Here is a 17825-nt window from a genome sequence, read left to right as displayed (position 1 = left end):
ACTGCCGAATTGTGATGTCCTTCATAGAGGACCACACGGAGCGGCGCCTAGCGTCCGCCCGGTACGAGACGGAGCACGGGCATGATGATCTCAAGACTGAGCCCGAAGGCGCTCGCAATCGCCGTCGCGGTGGTCGCCTTGGCTGGCGTCGCACTGTTGCTCGCCCGCCCGAAGCCGATCGAAAGTGCCGTCCTCGGCGCGGATTGGGAATGCACCCAGACCGCATTCTTGCTGACGACGTGCGCACCTCGGGCCACTCCGGCGGTCGAAACCTCGCGCAAGGATGCGATCCGGCAGACCCGGGGCTGAACGATCGGCCGGGATGTGACGCGACGTCGCAGAGGTGGTAAAGCCGGCTCACCCCTGCGATCGGCCAGTTATGTCCAAGTCTGAGTCCAAGCCCGAATCCAAGCCCGAACCGGGCAAAAAGCCCAAATCCCTCGCAAAACCTCAATCCGGCGACAACCGTCGCGGCGCGATTGCCGGATTGATCATCGCGCTCGTGATCCTCGGTGTCGGCTGGTGGCTCGCCCGCGATCTCACCGCGGCCAGCAAGATGCAGGACTGCCTGATGTCGGGGCGGACCAACTGCAATGTGATCGAGCCGGCGCGCTAGAACGGTTCCGCCGCGCCCCCAGGGCCGAAAATTGCCGTGATCTTAATCATTTGTAACGGGACTTAGCCGACCAAAGCAGGTCAGTTATGTCCGCCGGCATCAGCCAGGCGCGAGGCGAATCGTCTATCGCGCTAGGCACCACGGCAATCGCGAGAGTAGGGGGTCAAGCACGCATGAGTGCGTCCAGCCGCATGAAGATCATTATTCCCTTGGTTTCGGCCATCTCCCTTGTCGCACTGTCGGCGCAGGCACAGGACTCATTGCCGCCAAGACCCCAGGCCCAGCCGCCTGCGGGGCCCGGCGCCGGTGCGCCGCCCCAGAACAATCAGAACATGCGCAAGGGCCCCCCGCCGCAGCAGGCGGCCCGGCCCACGCAACAGCCCGGCGGCCAGCCCCACGCCGGCGGCCCCGGTCCCGGGCCGCACGGAGCAGGCGGCCCGCCGCCCGGACGCAATTACGCCAGGGGCCCCGCACCGGAGCGCGACTGGGGCGGACACGCCTATCGCGGCAATCGCGCCTGGGATGGCGGGCGCTGGCGCCACGAGGTCCGCAACGGCCGCTCCGGTTGGTGGTGGGACGTCGGCGGCGTCTGGTATTATTATCCGCAGCGGATGGCCGGCCCGCCGGCCTACATCTCCGAGGATTACTTCGACGACATGCCGGTGGCCTATGCTCCGGCGCCGCCTCCCGTCGCCTACGAACCGCCGCCGCCTCCGCCTGATCCCGGCGCAAGCGCACTTGGCGGCGCCATCGTCGGCGGCGTGCTGGGCGGCCTGATCTCGGGCAACGCCTCGGGCGCGGCCGCGGGTGCCGTGATCGGCGGCGCCACCGGCGCGATCGCCGGCGCCACGGCTGCCTCGCGGCCCGGCTATTATTTCGCCCAGGGCAATTGCTACTACCGCTATCCGAGCGGCCAGTATGTGCAGGCCGATCCTCGCGCCTGTTACTGAGGCTTCAGGCAAGGTCTGAAACAAGGAGGCGGGCGCAGGCCCGCCTCTTTTTGTCTGGGCAACGTATTGCTTGCTGAAGCGATACTGATCGCTTCGCGCGTCACACCAGCCAGTTGAAGAACGCGATCGCGGCCCAGACCAGGCCTGCGATCCAGGCCAGCATCACGATACCGATGGTGGCAAGAAACGTGGCGCCGAACAGGTCGGGCCTTGCGCGTCGCGTTGGGACGTGAGCCTCGGCTGCTGCTTCCTGTGTCATGATGGACCACCCATGCCCTCTCGCGGCGGTGCGAGCGGTTGAGTTCTGTTTAGCCGAGACGCCGGTTACAGGCTGTGACGCAGTTCACAGATGCGTCAGGGTGGGTTCGGACGACGTGAAGCCACCCCGCATTCATACGGACGAAATTGCCATCGGTCCGTCCATATCGGTCGGTTAGGTTCGGCCTCATGTGCCCCAAGTACGACCCACAGCACGAAGCCGAGGCGGCGATGAAGCGGGCCGCGGCGTCCGCCGACGGCGCCGACCGGCAGAGACTGATCCAACTGGCTCTGGCCTGGCATCAGCTTGCCCGCGACCGGCGCGACGAGCAGACGGACTAATCGCATCCTCGGCGAGATCTCGCGTCAATGGCCGGACGAGGTCGGGGCGCTGGCTGGCCTGCATGAGAAAGCCCCGTGCTCGGGGGGACAAGCACGGGGCCCTTCAAAGCCGACCGGGGCTGGCGGGTCGGCACCACTCCATTACGTTGCAGCCAACGTGCTGGTCGTGATCTCATTCCGCGGCGCTGCGCATTTCGTCGCGCCGGACTGACGTTGCGCGGTTAGGAACATCCGTTCCCCGCCGACGTTGGCCGGCTATGACAGACCCCGAATTACGCGCGCAGTCTTTCGAGATCGCCTGGAAATATCTCGACCAATCCGGCCTGCTCACCGGCGAGCCCAATGATTCAGCCCGCTTCATCCTGAACAGGATCGATCGCATGATGCTACGCGGCGAGCGGCGCAGGCTGCTACTGTCGAACGCTGCGATCGACGCGTACCGCTTGCGGCCCGTGCTCGTGACCTTGGATGCATGAACGAACCGAGCGAGCGAAACGCGACATTAACAAATGCGCGCTGCCGATTTTTGCGATGACGATTCGTGCTTTTGGAACGAAGCGGAGTCGGACCGTGAACAAAAGAAATGCCGCTTAGGCGTCGGCTGATTTGGTGCTGCGACCTGACTCAATCGATCGCCAGGCAGTGCTCCAAGCGTGGCTCCGAGTCCGGCTTCTGGCGGCTTGGGCGCGCCCAGGCCTGAATAGCGAAAGCGAGTTGATGCTGACTGGCCGCCGCGTCCGCAATGGAGGCCCGCGCCGTCTCGATGCGCCGTGTGATCACGCTGGAGTTCACGACGCCAGCGTCGATTGCCAAATACGACATCGCGATCACGGCAACCGCAGATGCGATAGCCATTCTCGTCCACTCGGTTGGCAGCATCGAATTCCCTATCGGGCGCACGTCGCCCGGCGCATAGATAGGGTTCGTCCGTCAGGTTCAAAGACCGGGGCGAGGGTACCCACGTATTCGTGAAGTAAAAGGATTGGTAACTGTGCGTCCGTCACGTCGATCAAGCGGCACCGAAATTCCGGCAGCGCGAATCGAAATCGTCCACGGGATCGACGCGACAAATCGGCTCCACGTTTGCGGGCAGTCGATGTGCAGCGCCCTGCTTTCGGCCGTGGACGTCGGAGGAGGGGCGGGGATTGTTTCGCGCATCAGCGAGGCTCTTGGGCTTCCGCCGTAATATCTCCTACGATCGTTTCGTTAAGTTCGCGCGCGATTGCCTTCCTGACGTCCCCGCGGCTCATTCCCATTTGGGCTGGGCCTTGCGGTTGAACAGCCGCTCCACGCGGGAGCATCAATAACTGCTCAGGTGGTATCGCGGAGGCTTCCTCGATAAACTGCTGTTGCAGGCGCAGAATCTGAGCCTCGACATAGCGGATCGCCAACGACACAACGGCCAACAGTTGAGCATGGCCGTCTTGGCTGGGACCAACATAGGCCGCAAACAATTTGGAATGGCCAAGAAACGCACCTGTTCCCGGGCGGACCACTGCCGCGATGCTGCACTGGCGGGCCGCGCCATGCCTATGCGCGGTGTAGGAGTTCCTCAGGTTGCGCAGCCATTTGAAGTAGGGGGCTACGCCGGTGGCGTTCGGGTAGACCGTTTCCACTACAAGGGGGAAGCGATTCTTGCTGTCGAAGCAGCTGACGAATTGGGTGATTCCGTCGCGGAACAAGCTGCCATTAACAGCCCTCTCTTTTTCGCTTTCGCCACCTTCTGGGCGATATCCCTGCGTCCATAGCGTCAAGCTGACTAGGGCGCAATCGAGGTCGAACTTCGTGATCTCCATCTCCGCCAGCTCCTCCGCCACAGCCAAGCCAGTGTCGGCCATGATGAGCTCTTCGCCTTCGCCTGTGTCTGCATCGCTCATTGCCGACTTTCCTCGCTAGGTTGATCGCCCGATGCGCCTTGGCCAGCGCCTGCAGGAGCCTACTTACTCGCGTGCGGCGTACCGTGATTCGCAAGCCATTGGATCGCGCGAAACAGTGCAGCGTCGAGTTCGGCCGCGCTCATGTGAAGAACTGCGTCGGCGGCAACCTCCAAGAGCGATGGCGACCAGAATACTCCCGGCGTTTCGGTGCAAACGGTTAGCCAAAAATACGCCGCGCCTGACGCGGCTGGCGATCCCAGCAGGACTCGAACCTGCAACCCGCGGAGTAGAAATCCGCTACTCTATCCAGTTGAGCTATGGGACCGTCTTGATGCCGGCCTCGGCTGCCGCCTGCCGGTCTTCTATCACGCCAAATATGAAAAATCCTCGCTCCCGCCAAGTCTGAACCGAACCGTTTTCCTCAACGCCGCGACTAAGCGGAACGGTGGGGTGTCAGGGTGCCGGGTTGAGCGGCAGCGGACTGGACGATGGATTACATCGCCGGGAACGCTGGCCAGCTTCCGGGACACGGCCGCCGGTCGATCGGTCAGGTAGGGCTGCGCCATCAGGACGGCGTGCGCGGTGATATCTCGATCGGTTTCCTCAGGGCTTGCCTTGTCATGGCGAATGCGACGATTTGCACCTTTGGTTCCATCGCCTTGAGTCCGTCACCTTTCCGCGCATTTCATGCTCACGCGGCGTTCGCCGCGATTTCCGGGAGTCCATTATGATCGGTCTTGTTCGCGCCGTCACACTCTGCGCCACGCTGGCGCTCGGCCTTAGCGCAGCGCTGGCCGCCGACAAGGCGTTCAAGCGCGACGACCTCGCCGATTCCGCGATCAAGCTGGAGGCCCAGATCAAGAGCGAGGCGGGGCCGGTAGCCAAGACCAGCGCGACGCTGCGCACCGACGCCGACGCCGCCTTCCGGCGCAATGATTTCCGCACCGGGCTGTCGGTGCTCGGCCAGATCGCCGCGACCACGCCGGAGGATACCGGCAACTGGCTGCGGCTCGCCAAGGTGATCTTCCAGATCTCGCCGAAAAGCTCGAGCGAGCAGACGTTCCTGCTGGAGCGGGCCTCGACCGCCGCCTACATCGCCTACCAGCGCGCCGGCAATCCGGGCGAGGAGGCGGATGCGCTCGCCGTGCTCGGCAAGTCGCTGGCCGAACGCAAGCTGTGGCGGCCGGCGCTCGATGCGCTGCGGCTGTCGCTCGACATGCGCGAGGTCGCCGACGTCCGCGGTCAATACGAGAAGATGCGCGACGAGCACGGCTTCCGGCTGCTCGACTATACCGTGGACTCGGATTCGGCGAGCCCGCGCGCCTGCTTCCAGTTCTCGGAGGAGCTGGCCAAGCGCACCGATTTCGCGCCGTACCTAGCGCTGGCGGGCCAGGACAAGCCGGCGCTGTCGGCCGAAGGCAAGCAGCTCTGCGTCGACGGGCTGAAGCACGGCGAGCGCTACAACATCAATCTGCGCGCCGGCCTGCCGTCCACCGTGAAGGAGGGCCTGCCGAAATCCGCCGAGTTCAACGTCTATGTGCGCGACCGCAAGCCGTTCGTGCGCTTCACCAGCCGCGCCTATGTGCTGCCGCGGACCGGCCAGCGCGGCATTCCCGTGGTCAGCGTCAACACGCCCGCGGTCAGCGTCAACGTCTTCAGGATCGGCGACCGCAACCTGATCAACACGGTCGTCGACAGCGATTTCCAGAAGACGCTGTCGCGCTACCAGCTCGCCGATCTCGGCGGCGAGCGTGGCGTCAAGGTCTGGACCGGCGAGCTCGCGACCGCGATGACKCTGAACCAGGACGTCACCACCGCATTCCCGGTCGACCAGGCGCTCGGCGAGCTCCAGCCCGGGGTCTACGTGATGACCGCCGCGGCCAAGGGGCCGGGCTCGGACGACGATTACCAGCTCGCGACGCAATGGTTCATCGTCTCAGACCTCGGGGTCACCGCCTATTCCGGCAATGACGGCATCCACGTCTTCGTCAATTCGCTGGCCTCGACCGACCCGGTCGGCAAGGCCGAGGTCCGGCTGGTCGCCCGCAACAACGAGATTTTGGCGACCCGCAAGACCGACGATAGCGGCCATGTGTTGTTCGAGGCGGGCCTTGCGCGCGGCGAAGGCGGCCTGTCGCCGGCGATGCTCACGGTCACCGGCGAGAAGGCCGACTATGCCTTCCTGAGCCTGAAGACCTCGGCTTTCGACCTGTCCGACCGCGGCGTTTCGGGCCGGGCGGTGCCATCGGGCGCCGATGCCTTCGTCTATGCCGAGCGCGGCGTCTATCGCTCCAGCGAGACCGTCTATCTCACCGCGCTTTTGCGCGACGGGCAGGGCAATGCCGTTGCCGGCGGGCCGCTGACGCTGGTGATCGAGCGCCCCGACGGCGTCGAATTCCGCCGCGCCGTGCTGGCCGACCAGGGCGCCGGCGGCCGCACGCTGTCCCTGCCGCTCAATTCGGCCGTCCCGACCGGGACCTGGCGGGTGCGTGCCTTCACCGATCCGAAGGGCTCGTCGGTCGGCGAAACCACCTTCATGGTCGAGGACTACGTTCCTGACAGGATCGAATTCGACTTGTCCGCCAAGGACAAGCTGATCAAAGCTAACGCTCCGGTGGAGCTCAAGGCGGATGGCCATTTCCTCTATGGCGCGCCGGCTTCGGGCCTCCAGCTCGAAGGCGACATGCTGGTCGCGCCCGCGAGCGAACGCCCAGGCTTTGCCGGCTACCAGTTCGGCGTCGCGGACGAGGAGACCACCTCGAACGAGCGCACGCCGCTGGAGAATTTGCCGGAGGCCGACGCCAACGGCGTTGCCACCTTCCCGGTGACGCTGGACAAGCAGCCTGCCTCGACGCGCCCGCAGGAGGCGCAGATCTTCGTTCGCATGGTCGAGACCGGCGGCCGTGCCGTTGAGCGCAAGATCGTGCTGCCGGTCGCACCCGCCAACGCCATGATCGGCATCAAGCCGCTGTTCGGCGACAAGAACGTCGCCGAGGGCGACAATGCGGAGTTCGATGTCGTGTTCGTCTCGCCCGAAGGCGAGAGGCTGCGCCGCGACGGCCTGCGCTACGAGCTCCTGAAGATGGAGTCGCGCTACCAGTGGTATCGCCAGAACAATTACTGGGAGTACGAGCCGGTCAAATCGACTTCGCGCGTTTCCGACGGCGACGTGACGATCGCTGCCGACAAGCCGTCGCGGATTTCGCTTAGCCCGCAGCCCGGCCGCTACCGGCTCGATGTGAAGTCGAACGACGCCGACGGTCCGGTGACCTCGGTGCAGTTCGACGTCGGCTGGTACTCCGACGGCAGCGCCGACACGCCGGACCTGCTGGAGACCTCGATCGACAAGCCGCAATACGCCTCCGGCGACACCATGACGGTGTCGGTGAACGTCCGCAGCGCTGGCAAGCTCACCGTCAATGTGCTCGGCGACCGCCTGCTGACGACGCAGACCATCGACGTCAAGGAAGGTACCGCGCAGGTGAGACTGCCGGTCGGCAAGGACTGGGGCACCGGCGCCTATGTGGTGGCGACGCTGCGCCGCCCGCTCGATGCGGCTGCGCAACGCATGCCGGGCCGGGCGATCGGCCTGAAATGGTTCGGCATCGACAAGCAGACCCGCACGCTCCAGGTGAAGCTGACGCCGCCGGCACTGGTTCGGCCGAATGCGACGTTGAAGATCCCGGTCAAGCTCGACGGGCTCAATCCGGGTGAGGACGCCAAAATCGTCATCGCTGCGGTCGATGTCGGCATCCTCAACCTGACCAATTACAAGCCGCCGGCGCCTGACGATTACTATCTCGGCCAGCGTCGCCTGAGCGCGGAGATCCGCGATCTCTATGGGCAACTGATCGACGGCATGTCGGGCACGCGCGGACAGATCAAGTCCGGCGGCGATGCCGGCGCCGGCGAATTGCAGGGCTCTCCGCCCGCGCAAAAGCCGCTCGCGCTCTACTCGGGCATCGTCACGGTCGCCGCCGACGGCACCGCCGAAGTGAGCTTCGATGTCCCCGAGTTCGCCGGCACCGCGCGCGTCATGGCGGTGGCGTGGACCGCGACCAAGCTCGGCCGTGCCAACACGGATGTCGTGATCCGCGATCCCGTGGTGCTGACCACGACCTTGCCGCGCTTCCTGCTCAATGGCGACCACGGCACGGTCAACCTCGAGATCGACAATGTCGAGGGCCAGGCCGGCGACTACGTCATCAACGTGAAGACCGGCGGCCCGGTGAAGATGACCGGCAATCCCGCAACCACGGTCAAGCTCGCCGCCAAGCAGCGCAACGCGTTTACGCTCGCAATCGACGCGACGGCGGCGGGGCAGGCGACGCTCGACGTCGACATCAAGGGACCGAACGGCCTTGCGCTGGCGCGTCACTATGCGCTCGACGTCAAGGCGGCGACACAGGTGCTGGCGCGGCGTTCGATCCGGACGCTGGCGAAGGGTGAAAGCCTGACGCTGACCTCGGACATGTTCTCCGATCTCGTCCCGGGCACCGGCAGCGTCTCGGTTTCGGCCAGCCTGTCGACGGCGCTCGACGCCGCAACGATCCTGAAGGCGCTCGACCGCTACCCCTATGGCTGCTCGGAACAGATCACGAGCCGTGCCCTGCCGTTGCTCTATGTCAACGAGCTCGCCGCCGGCGCGCATCTGGCCATGGACACCGAGGTCGACCAGCGCATCCGCGATGCGGTCGAGCGGCTCCTGGCACGCCAGGGCTCCAACGGCTCGTTCGGCCTGTGGTCGGCCGGAGGCGACGACGCCTGGCTCGACGCCTACGTGACGGACTTCCTCACCCGCGCCCGCGAAAAAGGCTTTGCGGTGCCGGACGTGCTGTTCAAGAACGCGCTCGACCGTATCCGCAACTCGGTCGTGAACGGCAACGAGCCGGAGAAGGACGGCGGGCGCGATCTCGCCTACGGCCTCTACGTGCTCGCGCGTAACGGGGCGGCGCCGATCGGCGATCTCCGCTATCTCGCCGACACCAAGTTGAGCAACCTCGCGACCCCGATCGCGAAGTCGCAGCTTGCGGCCGCGCTCGCGCTGGTCGGCGACCGCAATCGCGCGGAACGCGTCTACGGTGCCGCCCTCGACGGCCTCGCGCCGAAGCCGGTGCTGGAGTTCGGCCGCACCGACTACGGCTCGCAGCTGCGCGATGCCGCCGCGCTGGTCTCTCTCGCCAGCGAAGGCAACGCGCCGAAGGCGACGCTGACGCAGGCGGTGTCGCGGGTCGAGACCGCGCGCGGCCTGACGCCCTACACCTCCACGCAGGAGAATGCGTGGCTGGTGCTGGCGGCGCGGGCGCTGGCCAAGGAAAACCTCTCGATGGAAGTCGACGGCCAGCCGGTGAAGACCGCGCTGTACCGCAGCTACAAGGCCGTGACGCTGGAGGGCAAGCCGCTGAAGATCACCAACACCGGCGATGCGCCGGTCCAGGCGGTGGTCTCGGTGTCGGGCTCGCCGGTCACGCCGGAGCCAGCTGCATCGAACGGCTTCAAGATCGAGCGCAATTATTTCACGCTCGATGGCAAGCCCGCCGACATCAGCAAGGTCAAGCAGAACCAGCGTTTCGCCGTGGTGCTTAAGATCACCGAGGCGAAGCCCGAGTACGGCCACAYCATGGTGTCCGACTATCTGCCCGCGGGCCTCGAGATCGATAATCCGAAGCTGGTGTCGTCGGGCGACAGCGGCACGCTGGACTGGATCGAGGACGGCGAGGAGCCTGAAGACACCGAGTTCCGTGACGACCGCTTCACGGCGGCGGTCGATCGCGCCTCGGACTCCAAGTCGGTCTTCACCGTCGCCTACGTCGTGCGCGCGGTCTCGCCCGGCAAATACGTGCTGCCCCAGGCCTATGTCGAGGACATGTACAATCCCTCGCGCTACGGCCGGACCGGGACGGGTAACGTCGAGGTGCGGGCGGCGAAGTGAGTGTGAAATGAACGAGTCGGCGCTTCAAACTCAGTCGTCATGCCCGGGCTTGTCCCGGGCATCCACGAACTGTGGCGCCGTGGCGAAGAACGTGGATGGCCGGGACAAGCCCGGCCATGACGGAGCAAAGGGCTGGGGCCGTCGTGTCCTCTCGGCCCTCGCACTCACGCTCATCCTCGCCATCGGCGGCTTTGTCGGCTGGGTCTATTCCCTCGGCCCGCTCCCGCTCGACGAGGCACGCCAGGTCTCCACCACGGTCGTCGATCGCAACGGAAAGCTGCTGCGCGCTTATGCCATGGCCGACGGCCGCTGGCGGCTGCCGGTCGATGCCAAGGCCAACGTCGATCCGACCTATCTCAAGTTACTGCTCGCCTATGAGGACCAGCGCTTCTACGCGCATAACGGTCTCGACCCGCTCGCTCTCGTGCGCGCCGCACTACAGCTCACCACGCGCGGCCACATCGTCTCGGGCGGCTCGACCATCTCGATGCAACTGGCGCGGCTGATGGAGCCGCGGCGGCAACGCTCGCTCTATGCAAAGCTGCGGCAGATCGTGCGGGCGATCGAGATCGAGCGCAGCATGAGCAAGGATGCGATCCTGGACCTCTATCTCGCGTTGGCGCCCTATGGCGGCAATCTCGAAGGCATCCGCTCAGCCTCGATCGCCTATCTCGGCAAGGAGCCGAAGCGGCTCTCGCTGGCCGAGGCCGCGCTGCTGGTGGCGCTGCCGCAATCGCCGGAGACGCGCCGGCTCGATCGCTATCCCGAGGCCGCACGTAAAGCCCGCGACCGCGTGCTGGACCGCATGGTCGAGGAGCATGTGGTCAGCCTTGAGGACGCGAAGCAGGCCAAGGCCGTGCCCGTGCCAAAACTGCGCAAGCCGATGCCGATCCTCGCGCCACATGCCTCCGACACGGCGCTGTCGACGGTCAAGGATACGCCGGTCATCAAGCTGACGCTCGACGCCAATCTGCAGAAGGTGCTGGAACCGCTGGCGCGTGACCGCGCCATTGCGCTCGGGCCCAATATCTCGGTCGGCATCATCGTGGTCGACAATGAGAGCGGCGACGTGCTCGCCCGCGTCGGTTCGGCCGATTATTTCGACGAGAGCCGGGCGGGGCAGGTCGACATGACCCGCGCCGTCCGTTCGCCGGGGTCGACGCTGAAACCCTTCATCTACGGGCTCGCGTTCGAGGACGGCTTCGTCCACCCCGACAGTTTGATCGACGACCGGCCCGTCCGCTTCGGCTCCTACGCGCCGGAAAATTTCGACATGACGTTTCAGGGCACGGTGCCGGTGAAGAAGGCGCTGCAATTGTCGCTGAACGTGCCGGCGATCGTGCTGCTCGACCGCGTCGGCGCGAGCCGGCTGTCGTCGCGGCTGCGGCAGGCCGGCGGCAATCTGGTCCTGCCCAAGGACGAGGCACCGGGGCTCGCGATGGGACTCGGCGGCGTTGGTGTGACACTGCAGGACCTCACCCAGCTCTATACGGGTTTCGCCCGGCTCGGCACCACCATGCCGTTGCGCGACCTCATGACCGGCCGGGACGATCGGGAACCGCTGCGGCTGCTGGACCAGGTCGCGGCCTGGCAGGTCGGCAACGTGCTTCTGGGCACGCCGCCGCCCGAAAATGCCGCCCACAACCGCATCGCCTTCAAGACCGGCACCTCCTACGGCTATCGCGACGCATGGTCGGTCGGCTTCGACGGCCGCCTGACCATCGGCGTCTGGGTCGGTCGGCCCGACGGCGCGCCGGTTCCCGGGCTGATCGGCCGCGTGGCCGCAGCCCCGATCCTGTTCGACGCCTTCGCGCGCACCGGCAAGACGCTGGCCCCGTTGCCGAAGCCGCCGAAGGGAACCCTGGTCGCCAGCAACGCCAAGTTGCCATTGCCGCTGAAGCGGTTCCGCCCGGTCGGGGACCTGTTGCGGACCGGCAGCGAGCAGGCGCTGCACATCCAGTTCCCGCTGAACGGCTCGCGGATCGATGTCGACCGTTCCGGCGGCGAGGGGAGCGCAGCCATGCCGGTGAAGGTCGCCGGCGGCGTCCTTCCCATGACCATCATGGTTAATGGAACATCACTCGGCGAGATCGACGGGCGCCGCCAGCGCCTGATCGATCCGCCCGGTCCGGGCTTTGCGCGGCTGACCGTGATCGACGCCACTGGCGCCGCGGACACAGTTGTCATTCGAATTCAATGACCCCGCCTTAACCGGTTGTCGGAATGACGGTTTCAGCGTAAGCGGAACCAATGGCCGAGACCTATCCCAGCCCCCGTTTTGGAGCACCCCGCGAGCCGAAAGCGCCCGTGAATCCGGGCAGCCGGCTCGTGCTTATGCTGGACTACGCCACGGCCAGTCACGCCCGCGCGGTTGGCTTCCTGCTGCTGTGTGCGCTGCTGCTATTCCTGCCGGGATTCTTCACGATTCCGCCCGTTGACCGCGACGAGGCGCGCTTTGCGCAGGCCACCAAGCAGATGGTCGAGAGCGGCGATTATGTCGACATCCGCTTCCAGGAAGACGTCCGCTACAAGAAGCCAGTCGGCATCTACTGGTTGCAGTCGGCCGCGGTTGAAGCCGCATCCGCGCTCAAGCTGCCGAAGGCCGAATTGCGGATCTGGGTGTACCGGCTGCCGTCACTGATCGGCGCAATCGGCGCCGTGCTCATGACCTATTGGGCCGCGCTCGGCTTCGTCACGCGGCGCGCCGCGGTGCTCGCCGCGCTCCTGATGTGCGCCTCGGTGCTGCTCGGCGTCGAAGCACGCCTCGCGAAAACCGATGCGATGCTGCTGTTCTGCGTGACCGCCGCGATGGGCGCGATGTCGCGCGCCTATCTGTCGTGGCAGCGCGCAGAGGATGAGACCCATCCGCCCTGGAGCTGGCCCGCGATCTTCTGGACCGCGCTCGCGGTCGGCATCTTGATCAAGGGTCCGCTGATCCTGATGTTCGCGGGCCTGACCATCGTCGCGCTCGCGATCCAGGACCGTGATGCCTCGTGGCTGTGGAAGCTGCGTCCGCTCTGGGGCCTGATGTGGATGCTGGTGCTGGTGCTGCCCTGGTTCGTCGCGATCTTCTGGCGCGCGGGCGATGCCTTCTTCGCCGATTCCGTCGGCGGCGACATGCTGAGCAAAATCGGCGCCCAGGAATCCCATGGCGCGCCGCCCGGACTGTATCTGGCGCTGTTCTGGATCACGTTCTGGCCCGGCGCGCCGCTTGCGGCGATGGCGGCGCCGGCGGTGTGGCGGGCCCGGCGCGAGCCCGGCGCGCAGTTCCTGCTGGCCTGGCTGATCCCGTCCTGGATCGTGTTCGAGGCGGTGCTGACCAAGCTGCCGCATTACGTGCTGCCGCTGTATCCGGCGATCGCGATCCTCACCGTCGGTGCGCTGGAGCGCAACGTGCTGTCGCGCTCGTGGCTCGCGCGCGGCTCGGCCTGGTGGTTTGCGATTCCCGCTGCCGCCTCGATCATCGCCGTGGTCGGCGCGGTCATGCTGACGCGGCAACCGGCGTTCGTGGCCTGGCCGTTCATTGCGGCCTCGCTCATTTTCGGTCTGTTCGCCTGGTGGCTGTTCGACACCAACCGCGCCGAGCGCTCGCTGCTCAACGCGCTGGTCGCAGCGCTGATGCTCGCGGTCGTGGTCTACGGCATCGTGCTGCCGTCGCTGACCCCGCTGTTTCCGAGCATCGAGATCGCACGCGCGCTTCGCAACGTCACCTGCGTCGGGCCGAAGGCAGCCGCCGCCGGCTATCACGAGCCGAGCCTCGTGTTCCTGACGGGCACGCAGACGCTGCTCACCGACGGCTCGGGCGCGGCGGATTTCCTGCGGCAGGGGAGCTGTCGCTTCGCGCTGATCGAGCAGCGCTCGGAGCGCAGCTTCGTCCAGCGGGCCGAGGCGATCGGGCTGCGCTACAAGGTAGGTACCCGCATCGACGGCTATAATTTCTCGCAAGGGCGCGCGATCTCGATCTCGATCTTCCGCTCGGAAGGCACTGAGTAGATGCCGGCGCCGGCCGACAGCGCGCCACGCCCGGGCTATCCCGCGCAATTGCTCGCGGTGTCGGGCCATGCCCTGGTGCAGCTCGTCCGTACGCCTTCGCATTCGCGCCGCGCCGAAGCCGCGCGAAAGCTGGCGCGGCATTCGCTGTGGCTCAGTGCGGCCGGTGCGACCTTGATCATCGTGCTGATGCTCGCGTTCGATCAGACCGAGATCCAGCTGATGCCGACGCGCGGCACGCCGAGCCTGTGGCCGATCCGTATCCTTACCGATTTCGGCAAGGACGAGTATGTGCTCTCGGTGCTCGGGGGGACGCTGGTGCTCCTGGCGCTCGTTGCAGCGGGATTGCACGGCACCCGTCGTGGGCTGCTGCTCGGCCTCGGTACGCGGCTGCAGTTCATGTTTCTGTCTGTCGCCCTGTCCGTGTTCGTTGCCGAGATCCTGAAATATCTCATCGGTCGCGGACGTCCGTTCGTGAGTGGCAAGGCCGATCCGTTCAACTTCATCCCGTTCGAGGGAACGGGGGCTTATGCCAGCCTGCCGTCGGGTCATGCGGTGACGGCGTTTGCGCTGGCGTTTGCGGTCTCGGCGCTGTGGCCGCGCCTGCGCGTGTTCATGTTCACTTACGCAATCGTGATCCTGCTGACCCGGCTGGTGCTGCTCGCGCATCATCCGAGTGACGTCGTCGCCGGCGCTCTGGTCGGCATGGTCGGCGCCATGGCAGTGCGCTACTGGTTCGCGGCCCGGAGGCTCGGCTTTGCCATCCGCGCCGACGGCACCATTGTGCCTCTTGCAGGGGCGGTCTCGGGCCGTCTCAAAAGGGTTGYCCACGGGGCATCCGCCCCATAAAAGCGGCTGCCTGCCGGGACCGCCGGTTCCCCGGGGCAGGCCAATTCCAACCACGAGCTTTCGATTTGTCGTCGTCCCAGCCTTCGGTTTCCATCGTCGTTCCCGTGCGCAACGAAGCCGACAACATCGCGCCGCTGATCGAGGAGATCGGCGCGGCGCTCGACGGCCGCTGGGCCTATGAAATCATCTACGTCAACGACGGCTCGACGGACGCGACCGGCGAACGGCTCGGCGCGATCATGCAGCAGCGGGACAATCTCCGGCAGCTTCGCCATGCCAGATCAGGCGGCCAGTCGGCAGCAGTGCGCAGTGGCGTGCGCGCGGCGCGCAGCACGATCGTGGCGACGCTCGACGGCGACGGGCAGAACAATCCCGCCTTCCTGCCCGACCTGATCGCGGCGGTCGAGAAGGGGGCGGGGCGCGTCGGTCTCGCTGCCGGTCAGCGTGTCGGACGCAAGGATACCGGCTTCAAGAAATTCCAGTCGCGCGTGGCGAACGGCGTCCGCAATGCGATTCTGAAGGACGGAACGCGCGATACCGGTTGCGGCCTGAAGGCGTTCCGGCGCGACGTATTCCTGATGATGCCCTATTTCGACGGGCTGCATCGCTTCCTGCCGGCGCTGGTGCGCCGCGAAGGCTACGAGATCGCCTATGTCGACGTGATCGACCGGCCGCGCCATTCCGGCGTGTCAAACTATGGTTTCTTCGACCGGCTGTGGATCGGCATCATGGATCTCGTCGGCGTGTGGTGGCTGATCCGCCGCAAGAAGCCGACACCAGATGTGACTGAGGTGAAGGCATGATCATCCAATACGGTCAGGCGTTGAATAACTATCTCTACGACGTCTTCGTCGCCAAGTTCGATTTCTGGCTGGCGTTCGGCCTCGTCGCGCAGCTGTTCTTCACCGCACGCTTCCTGGTGCAGTGGATCGCGAGCGAGCGGGCCGGCAACAGCGTGGTGCCGATGGCGTTCTGGTTCTGCTCGATGGGCGGCGGGCTGATGACGCTGGTCTACGGCGTCGTGAAGCGCGAGCCCGTCATCATCCTCGGACAGGCGCTCGCGACCATCATCTATATCCGCAACATCATGCTGATCATCAAGAACCGCGGCCGCGCCTCGAGGACGCTGGAACGCTGAGACGCGCCGCTAGCGCGGTAACGCCGACGCCGCGCCGGAGGCGGGCAGGGCGGCATCCGCCTCGCTCCTGCGATAAGGCTCGCCGGCGGCATCGAGCACGGGATAGGCGACCGAGCAGATATGCGAGTGGATGCGGCGTAGGTCGCGCAGCACGTCGAGATGCAGCGAGGTGGTCTCGATGGTCTCGGGGCGGCCCTCGCGCAAGCGGTCGAGATGACGCTCGACGGCGGCGAGCTCGGTGTTCTTCAGCGTGGTCTTCTCCACCAGCAGCTTGCGCGCTTCGTTGGCATCGCCCGACATGAAGACGCCGAAGGCGATCCGCAGCGAGTCCATCGTGCGCTTGTGGAAGGCGGCGAGCTCCTCGGCGCCCTCGGCCGAGAACTGGAAGCGGCGCTTGATCTTCTTGGTCGCGAGCTCGCTCAGGCTCTTGTCGATGATGTCGCCGATATGCTCGAGGTTGATGGCGAAGGAGATGATCTCCATCGCGCGCCGGCCCTCGCTCTCGTCGAGGCTGCCCCGCATCAGCTTCGTCACATAGAGCTTGATGGCTTCGTCGAGGCTGTCAACGACATTGTCCATCTTCGTGACCTGGTCGACCAGCGCGCGGTCGCCGGTCATCATCGCCGCCATTACCTTGCGCAGCATGACCTCGACCAGATCGCCCATGCGCAAGGTCTCACGCGCGGCGTCGGCGAGCGCCAGTGACGGCGTCTCCAGCGCGCTCTCGTCGAGATAGCGCGGCCGGGCCGGATCGTCTTCCCGGACGCGATCAGGCAGCAGCCGGGTCAGGAGCCGGGACATGATGTCGAGCAGGCCGATGAAGATGACGGCCGTGCCTACGTTGAAGGCGATGTGGAAGGCCGCCGTCATCCTGGCGAGATCAGGCTGCCAGGCGTGCATGTGCTCAGCGATCCCATTCAGGAACGGCAGCACCAGCGCGATCCCGATCACGCGGTTGGCGAGATTGCCGAGCGGCAGGCGGTAGCTTGCGGGATCGTCGCGCCGGGCGCCCTCGAACACGGGATTGATGGCGCTGCCGAGATTGGCCCCCAACACCAGCGCGAGGGCCGCGTAAGGTGTGATGAACTGCGAATAGGCCAGCGACATGATCAGCAGCACGCTGGCGACGCTCGAATGCACCGCCCAGGTGACGAGCGCGGCGATGACGATGCAGAGCACGGGATCGCCCGTGATCGCGGACATCATGACACGAACACCCGGCGCGTTCTCCGCCGGAGCCAGCGTGTCGAGCAGGATGTGCAGCGACAGCAGCATCAAGCCGAGACCGATGAATACGCGCCCGATATCCTTGATCCGCGACCGTGGGCCGGAGCGGAAGGCGACGAGCCCGAGCACGAACAGGACAGGCGCAACGGCTGCGATGTTGAACGACAGCACCTGCACGATCAGCGTCGTGCCGACATTGGCCCCCAACATGATGGCGAGCGCGGCGGCCAGGCTGACGAGGCCTTCTGCCGCGAATGAGCTGGTGATCAGCGCCGTCGCCGTGCTGCTCTGGAGCAGCGCGGTAAGGCCTAGCCCGGCGGCGAACGCGTTGAATCGGTTGCCGAGCGCCTTGCCGAGCAGCCGCCGCAGGTCCGGGCCGAAGGCGCGCAGAATCCCGCTGTGGACCATGTGCAGGCCCCACAGCAACAGCGCCACGCCGCCCATCAGATCGAGCAGAACCAACGTTCCCATGCTCCGCGTCCGGATTGGAGTCGATTGGTGAGGCTAGCGCCAAACGTCAGCGGTTCAAACCCTTTGTTGGCGCATCCGCGTTAACGTTTGCGGCGGTTGCGCGTTCCCGCGGCGCGCGTTTTGCGCGTCCGCCGGCGCGCGATTGCCGCGTCCCGAGGCGCGATGCCTTGTGAGC

The 17825-nt window shown here is 65.9% G+C and carries 16 protein-coding genes and 1 tRNA gene; 12 read left to right on the top strand and 5 right to left on the bottom strand.

Annotated elements, in window-relative coordinates:
* The first annotated feature begins 81 nt into the window (after nt 1-81).
* From AB4Z51_RS28140 to AB4Z51_RS28130, 3 genes are all read left to right on the top strand, one after another.
* Nucleotides 82-309, top strand: a complete 228-nt coding sequence (locus AB4Z51_RS28140) for a hypothetical protein (protein WP_028150973.1) — start codon at nt 82-84, stop codon at nt 307-309.
* 70 nt (nt 310-379) lie between these two features.
* A complete protein-coding gene (locus tag AB4Z51_RS28135; protein ID WP_085401256.1) occupies nt 380-616 on the top strand; it encodes a hypothetical protein in 237 nt (78 codons plus the stop codon).
* Between the two features lie 173 nt (nt 617-789).
* Nucleotides 790-1566, top strand: coding sequence for a hypothetical protein (locus AB4Z51_RS28130; protein WP_441498431.1), 777 nt, complete (start codon nt 790-792; stop codon nt 1564-1566).
* Nucleotides 1567-1666: 100 nt separating this feature from the next.
* On the opposite strand, the gene AB4Z51_RS28125 is transcribed toward AB4Z51_RS28130, so the two are convergent.
* A complete protein-coding gene (locus AB4Z51_RS28125) occupies nt 1667-1825 on the bottom strand; it encodes a hypothetical protein (RefSeq protein ID WP_028161343.1) in 159 nt (52 codons plus the stop codon).
* 188 nt (nt 1826-2013) lie between these two features.
* Here AB4Z51_RS28125 and AB4Z51_RS28120 point away from each other — a divergent pair, with 188 nt between their 5' ends.
* Together AB4Z51_RS28120 and AB4Z51_RS28115 are read left to right on the top strand one after the other, a co-directional pair.
* A complete protein-coding gene (locus tag AB4Z51_RS28120) occupies nt 2014-2166 on the top strand; it encodes a hypothetical protein (RefSeq protein ID WP_014495428.1) in 153 nt (50 codons plus the stop codon).
* A gap of 257 nt (nt 2167-2423) precedes the next feature.
* Nucleotides 2424-2642 carry a hypothetical protein gene (locus AB4Z51_RS28115; protein ID WP_028161344.1) on the top strand — a complete coding sequence of 73 codons (219 nt, stop codon included), beginning with the start codon at nt 2424-2426 and terminating at the stop codon, nt 2640-2642.
* Nucleotides 2643-2790: 148 nt separating this feature from the next.
* On the opposite strand, the gene AB4Z51_RS28110 is transcribed toward AB4Z51_RS28115, so the two are convergent.
* The 3 genes from AB4Z51_RS28110 to AB4Z51_RS28100 form a co-directional block, all read right to left on the bottom strand.
* Nucleotides 2791-3021: a hypothetical protein gene (locus AB4Z51_RS28110; protein ID WP_441498430.1), complete on the bottom strand. Its 231-nt coding sequence runs from the start codon at nt 3019-3021 to the stop codon at nt 2791-2793.
* Between the two features lie 302 nt (nt 3022-3323).
* Nucleotides 3324-4043: a hypothetical protein gene (locus AB4Z51_RS28105; protein WP_135213573.1), complete on the bottom strand. Its 720-nt coding sequence runs from the start codon at nt 4041-4043 to the stop codon at nt 3324-3326.
* A 248-nt stretch (nt 4044-4291) separates the two neighbouring features.
* Nucleotides 4292-4368 (bottom strand) — tRNA-Arg (locus tag AB4Z51_RS28100).
* A 163-nt stretch (nt 4369-4531) separates the two neighbouring features.
* Between AB4Z51_RS28100 and AB4Z51_RS28095 the strand changes: the two genes are divergently transcribed.
* The 7 genes from AB4Z51_RS28095 to AB4Z51_RS28065 all read left to right on the top strand — a co-directional run bounded on the left by AB4Z51_RS28095 (nt 4532) and on the right by AB4Z51_RS28065 (nt 15952).
* The gene (locus tag AB4Z51_RS28095; protein WP_135213577.1) at nt 4532-4774 is read left to right on the top strand and encodes a hypothetical protein; all 243 of its coding nucleotides are present in this window, start codon (nt 4532-4534) and stop codon (nt 4772-4774) included.
* Nucleotides 4771-9975, top strand: coding sequence for an alpha-2-macroglobulin family protein (locus AB4Z51_RS28090; protein ID WP_441498429.1), 5205 nt, complete (start codon nt 4771-4773; stop codon nt 9973-9975). Before AB4Z51_RS28095 ends, AB4Z51_RS28090 begins: the two co-directional genes overlap by 4 nt.
* A gap of 7 nt (nt 9976-9982) precedes the next feature.
* Complete coding sequence (pbpC, locus tag AB4Z51_RS28085; protein WP_244623019.1) at nt 9983-12175, top strand: penicillin-binding protein 1C; 2193 nt, start codon at nt 9983-9985, stop codon at nt 12173-12175.
* Nucleotides 12176-12225: 50 nt separating this feature from the next.
* The gene (locus tag AB4Z51_RS28080) at nt 12226-13968 is read left to right on the top strand and encodes an ArnT family glycosyltransferase (RefSeq protein ID WP_028151725.1); all 1743 of its coding nucleotides are present in this window, start codon (nt 12226-12228) and stop codon (nt 13966-13968) included.
* On the top strand, nt 13969-14814 hold the full coding sequence (locus tag AB4Z51_RS28075; protein WP_441498428.1) for a phosphatase PAP2 family protein: 846 nt from the start codon (nt 13969-13971) through the stop codon (nt 14812-14814).
* A gap of 65 nt (nt 14815-14879) precedes the next feature.
* Entirely contained in the window at nt 14880-15617 is a 738-nt protein-coding gene (locus AB4Z51_RS28070) for a glycosyltransferase family 2 protein (protein ID WP_135213580.1), read from the top strand.
* Nucleotides 15614-15952 carry a lipid-A-disaccharide synthase N-terminal domain-containing protein gene (locus tag AB4Z51_RS28065; protein WP_071914138.1) on the top strand — a complete coding sequence of 113 codons (339 nt, stop codon included), beginning with the start codon at nt 15614-15616 and terminating at the stop codon, nt 15950-15952. The genes AB4Z51_RS28070 and AB4Z51_RS28065 overlap by 4 nt, the downstream gene beginning before the upstream one ends.
* 9 nt (nt 15953-15961) lie before the next feature.
* On the opposite strand, the gene AB4Z51_RS28060 is transcribed toward AB4Z51_RS28065, so the two are convergent.
* On the bottom strand, nt 15962-17650 hold the full coding sequence (locus tag AB4Z51_RS28060; RefSeq protein WP_135213581.1) for a Na/Pi cotransporter family protein: 1689 nt from the start codon (nt 17648-17650) through the stop codon (nt 15962-15964).
* Between the last annotated feature and the right edge of the window lie 175 nt (nt 17651-17825).

This window comes from Bradyrhizobium sp. 2TAF36 (genome assembly GCF_052114925.1).
Lineage (GTDB): Bacteria > Pseudomonadota > Alphaproteobacteria > Rhizobiales > Xanthobacteraceae > Bradyrhizobium > Bradyrhizobium barranii.
Note: the sequence above shows the minus strand (reverse complement) of the source record. Positions and strands in the feature narration are given on the sequence as shown.